The sequence below is a fragment of the Streptomyces sp. UNOC14_S4 genome (assembly GCF_020740835.1).
Taxonomy (GTDB): Bacteria; Actinomycetota; Actinomycetes; order Streptomycetales; family Streptomycetaceae; genus Streptomyces.
On sequence record NZ_JAINFC010000581.1, the window covers coordinates 1 to 4,450 of the forward strand.

Below are 4,450 nucleotides of genomic sequence, written 5' to 3' on the forward strand. Positions count from 1 at the left end.
GTGCGGGCGGGCCGAGGAGCGCGCCGAGGAGCGTGAAGGCGTACGAGGCGGCGCACGCGGCGAGCGCCGACTGGGCCGCGTGCCAGCAGCGGCGTGCCCACTGCCGGTCCCCGGCGCCCTGCCCGGTCCGCGCCAGGAGGGCACCGGGGACCGCGACGAGCGCGGCGGCGGCCGGGGGCAGCAGGAACGCCCCGGCGAGCAGCACGGGAAGGGTGAGGGTACGGCGGGGCAGCCGCTCGCAGGCCGCGCCGACCGCGGCGAGCGCCGCGACCGCGGCCCAGGGAACCGCGGTGGGGTGCCGCGCGAGGGGCGCGGCGCAGAGGGTGGCGGCGACGGCGGCGCATGCGACACAGCCGCGCGCCGTCGCCGGAAGTGATCGCATGGCGCATCCTCCCCGTCCCGCCCCGTTCCGCCCCGTCCCGGACGAAGCCGTCAGCTTGCCGTCAGGATGGGGAGAATAGGGGCCGGGGGAGCCGCGGAACGGTGCATTCGGGTATTACCTCGGCCGAGCCGAGCGGTTGCACACCTTCGGGTGACGTTTCCCGTCCGGGGGGTTTGTCCGGTGGGTGCCCTTGTCCGCCTTGACCGGGGCTGCGCCCCGGGCCCCGCGATGCGGGTGCTCGGTGCTTGGCGGTGGCGCCTACGAGCTCGGGCGGCAGGGGTATACGGCGACTGCGGGCCGGTGGGGGCTGGTCGCGCAGTTCCCCGCGCCCCTGATGGGGCGCGCCCTTCCCGTTACCTTCCGGCCCGGTCAGTCGCGGGGGCGGGCCGCGTCCGGGGATGTCCCAGTGACCACGTCGTGGTCCGGCACCGCCATGCCCGCACGGATCAGCTCGATGCGTCCCATCACCTTCGAACGGAGGTCCGCCGGGACGTCGTCGTGGCCGCAGCAGCGCTTGACGAGTTTCTTGACCGCCTGTTCGAGGCCGTATTTCTCCAGGCACGGCGAGCACTCGTCGATGTGCACCTCGAACTTGGCGCAGTCACCGTCGGGCATCTCGTGGTCGAGGAACTCGTAGAGGTGGTCGAGGACTTCGGAGCAGTCCGTCTCGTGCGGGTCTCCGCAGCTCATGAGTCCGAGCCTTTCCGATTGTGCGACTCGTCGGAACCGTTCGGCGCCGCGGCCGTACCGGCAGGAACCAGACCACGCTCGCGCGCGTAGTCCTCCAGCATTCCGCGCAGCTGGCGGCGGCCCCGGTGCAACCGGGACATGACCGTGCCGATGGGCGTACCCATGATGTCCGCGATCTCCTTGTACGCAAAGCCCTCGACATCCGCGAGGTAGACCGCGATGCGGAATTCCTCGGGAATGGCCTGAAGGGCCGCCTTGACATCGGAGTCCGGGAGATGGTCCAGAGCCTGGGACTCGGCGGACCGCAGGCCGGTCGACATGTGCGACTCGGCGCGGGCCAGCTGCCAGTCCTCGATCTCCTCCGACGCGCTGCGCAGGGGCTCGCGCTGCTTCTTGCGGTAGGAGTTGATGAACGTGTTCGTCAGAATGCGGTACAGCCACGCCTTGAGGTTCGTACCGTCGCGGAACTGGTGGAAGGACGCGTACGCCTTGGCATACGTCTCCTGGACCAGGTCCTCGGCGTCGGCGGCATTGCGCGTCATGCGCAGGGCGGCCGAGTACATCTGGTCGAGGAAGGTCAGCGCGTCCCGCTCGAAACGGGCATTGCGTTCGGCGGCGGTTTCGGCGGCCGTATCGGCGGCAGGTTCGACGCCGACGCCGTCACCCGTCGTCCCCTCGTCGGTCCCGGCGACCGGACCCACCTCCTCCAGCACCCTGGCGGGACCGGAAAGAGGCCCGCTCGAATCGGAGAATAGACGACGATCCGGCCCGTCCGCCGCTCCAGCCGGCGCGGGCTGCGCCACATGCAGGGCGGACCATCCCAGGTCAGCGCTCTGCGGGCGGGACAGGCATGCGGTCGACGAACCCATGCGACGAGCTCCCATTCCTCTGTCGTGCCATTTGCGGTGCAGTTGTCCACAACAGCGGTGAGCGGTCTCGCATTCCCGGATAGCGGAAGAGTTTTGGGCCCGGGTACGGGCGGTCGGCCGAACGGGTCAGGCGGTGAGATTCCGGGTCCACGCGGCGACCGCCTCGGTGATCACCGCGAGGGCGCCGTCCTGGCCGATGGCCGCCTTCTTCGGTACGGCGAAACCGTGGTCGCCGTCCGGTACGGGAACGAGGTCGGTGCCGGCCGGGAATTCCTCCGGCCGCCCGAAGGGGTCGCGGGCGCCCTGGACGACGAGCGTGGGCAGGCCGACGCCGGTCAGTTCGTCCGCGCGGGACTTCTCGGGCCTGCCCGGCGGGTGCAGCGGGAAGCTCAGCGCGAGGACTCCGGCGGCGCCGAGCTCCTTCGCCGTACGGCAGGCGACGCGGGCCCCGGCGCTGCGGCCGCCCGCGACGACCGACTGCCCGCCTCGGGCGAGCGCGGGCCACAGGGCGGTCCAGGCCGCGTCCAGGGTCTTCGGCGCGGGGGCCACCTTCTTGCCCGCGACGCGCCAGGGCGCCTCGACGAGGGCGACGGTCACCCCGTGCGCGGGGAGCGCGGCGGCGAGGGCCTGGAGGTCACGGGCTTCCACGCCGCCGCCCGCGCCGTGCCCCAGGGCGAGGACGAGGCGTGCCTTCGGCGCGGTGGACCAGTGGATCCTGGCGTCACCGACGGGGGTGCTCACGGTCTCGGTCACGGTCTTGATCTCGGTCACGCCGTCATTCTCACAGCACGGCCGTCGGAACACGGCCGTCAGGACGTGCCCGTCAGAACAAGGTCGCCTCTTCCGGCGCCTCCAGTTCCTTCAGCAGCTCCGGGCCGTTGTTGCGCACGTCGCTGACCGCCGTCGCGACGGGGTAGGCCCGTACGGAGACCGCGGCCGGAGGGGTGAGGAGCGGCCGGAGGGCTTCGGGGTCCGTGACGGAGGCGTCGAGCCAGGCGTCCCAGCGCCGCGGCGGCAGCACCAGCGGCATCCGCGGGTGGATCTCCGCCAGCGACCGCGGGCCCCCTTCGTCCGTGGTGTCGTCCGTGGTGCCGCCCGCCCGGGCGAACGGCTCGCCCGCCGCCTCCGTGGTGATCACCGAGCAGGTCGCCCACCACGCCTGCGGGTGGTCCGGCGGCAGCGTCGGGTCGCGCCAGAACTCGTACAGCCCGGCCATCGCCATCACCGCCCCGTCCGCCGGGGTCACGAAGTACGGCTGCTTGCGAGTGCGCTTCCGGCGTCCCTGTTCCTCCAGTTCGCGCTCGGCCGCGCCGGTGACCCACTCGTAGTAGCCGTCGGCCGGTATCAGGCAGCGGCGCGCTTCGAAGGCACGCCGGAACGACGGCTTCTCGTGGACCGTCTCCGCCCGCGCGTTGATCATCTTCGCGGCACCTTCGGGATTTTTCGCCCAGGACGGGACCAATCCCCATCGCAGCGAACGGAGCTGGCGAACCGGACCGCGTTCCCTGGCGTCTTTCAGAGGACGTTCGAGCACCGCGTGCACGCTCTTCGTCGGCGCGACGTTCCAGTCCGGAGCGAGCGTCTCCGCCGGTTCCCACTTCTCGACGCCGAAGATCCCCACCAGGTCCTCGGGGCTCCGGCCCGCCGCGTATCGACCACACATGCCCGCCACCCTGCCACGTACCCCCAAGGAGCCGCGCCCCCCATGGACACCACCAGTGCCACCAGCCTCTGGGACCGCGTGATCGCGACGCAGCCCGACCCCGCGTGGTGGCTGGTGATCGCCACCGGCGTCGTCGCGCTCGCCGCGATCGCCCCGCGCGGCGTCTGGCTGATCACGCGCAACGCGATCACCATCGCCCACGAGGGCGGCCACGGCCTGGTGGCCCTGCTCAGCGGCCGCAGGCTGGACGGCATCCGGCTGCACTCCGACACCTCCGGCCTGACCGTCTCGCGGGGCAGGCCCACCGGCCTCGGCATGATCCTCACCGCCGCCGCGGGCTACACCGCGCCCTCGCTGCTCGGGCTCGGCGGCGCCGCCCTGCTCGCCGCCGGGCACATCACGGCCCTGCTGTGGGGCGCCACGGCGCTGCTCGCGGCGCTGCTGGTGATGGTGCGCAACGCCTTCGGCGTCCTGACGGTGGTGGTCGCGGGCGCCGCCTTCGTCCTGGTGTCGTGGCTGACGGGCCCGGCGGTGCAGGCGCTGTTCGCGTACGGGGTCGTCTGGTTCCTGCTGCTGGGCGGGGTCCGGCCGCCCTTCGAGCTCCAGGCCAAGCGGCGGCGCGGCGGGGCCGGGGACTCCGACGCGGACCAGCTCGCCCGGCTCACGAACGTGCCCGCGGTGGTGTGGCTGTGCTTCTTCCACGTGGTCACGCTGTGCTCGCTGCTCGGCGGGGGCCGCTGGCTGCTCGGGCTGTGACGCCGGCCCCCTGACTGCTCGGGCTGTGGCGCCGGGCCCCTGGCTGCTCGGGCTGTGACCCCGGGCGAGCCACTAAGGTAAAGACATGAC

General features: G+C 72.6%; 5 protein-coding genes and 1 pseudogene. 1 reads left to right on the forward strand and 5 read right to left on the reverse strand.

The features are described 5' to 3' along the window. The 5 genes and pseudogenes from K6I34_RS32430 to K6I34_RS32450 all read right to left on the reverse strand — a co-directional run. Window positions 1–382: pseudogene (locus K6I34_RS32430) on the reverse strand (metal-dependent phosphohydrolase); the annotation flags it as partial. A gap of 369 nt (window positions 383–751) precedes the next feature. Then, window positions 752–1,072, reverse strand: coding sequence for a mycothiol system anti-sigma-R factor (rsrA, locus tag K6I34_RS32435; RefSeq protein ID WP_229331616.1), 321 nt, complete (start codon window positions 1,070–1,072; stop codon window positions 752–754). Next, on the reverse strand, window positions 1,069–1,773 hold the full coding sequence (locus K6I34_RS32440) for a sigma-70 family RNA polymerase sigma factor (protein WP_374231085.1): 705 nt from the start codon (window positions 1,771–1,773) through the stop codon (window positions 1,069–1,071). Before K6I34_RS32440 ends, rsrA begins: the two co-directional genes overlap by 4 nt. Window positions 1,774–2,067: 294 nt before the next feature. After that, window positions 2,068–2,712 (reverse strand): alpha/beta family hydrolase, encoded by a 645-nt coding sequence (locus K6I34_RS32445; protein ID WP_374231084.1) that lies wholly within the window; start codon window positions 2,710–2,712, stop codon window positions 2,068–2,070. 52 nt (window positions 2,713–2,764) lie between these two features. Further along, window positions 2,765–3,604 carry an SOS response-associated peptidase gene (locus K6I34_RS32450; protein ID WP_229331618.1) on the reverse strand — a complete coding sequence of 280 codons (840 nt, stop codon included), beginning with the start codon at window positions 3,602–3,604 and terminating at the stop codon, window positions 2,765–2,767. Between the two features lie 42 nt (window positions 3,605–3,646). On the opposite strand from K6I34_RS32450, the gene K6I34_RS32455 reads away from it, so the two are divergent. Next, on the forward strand, window positions 3,647–4,360 hold the full coding sequence (locus tag K6I34_RS32455; RefSeq protein ID WP_229331619.1) for a M50 family metallopeptidase: 714 nt from the start codon (window positions 3,647–3,649) through the stop codon (window positions 4,358–4,360). Window positions 4,361–4,450: the final 90 nt, after the last annotated feature.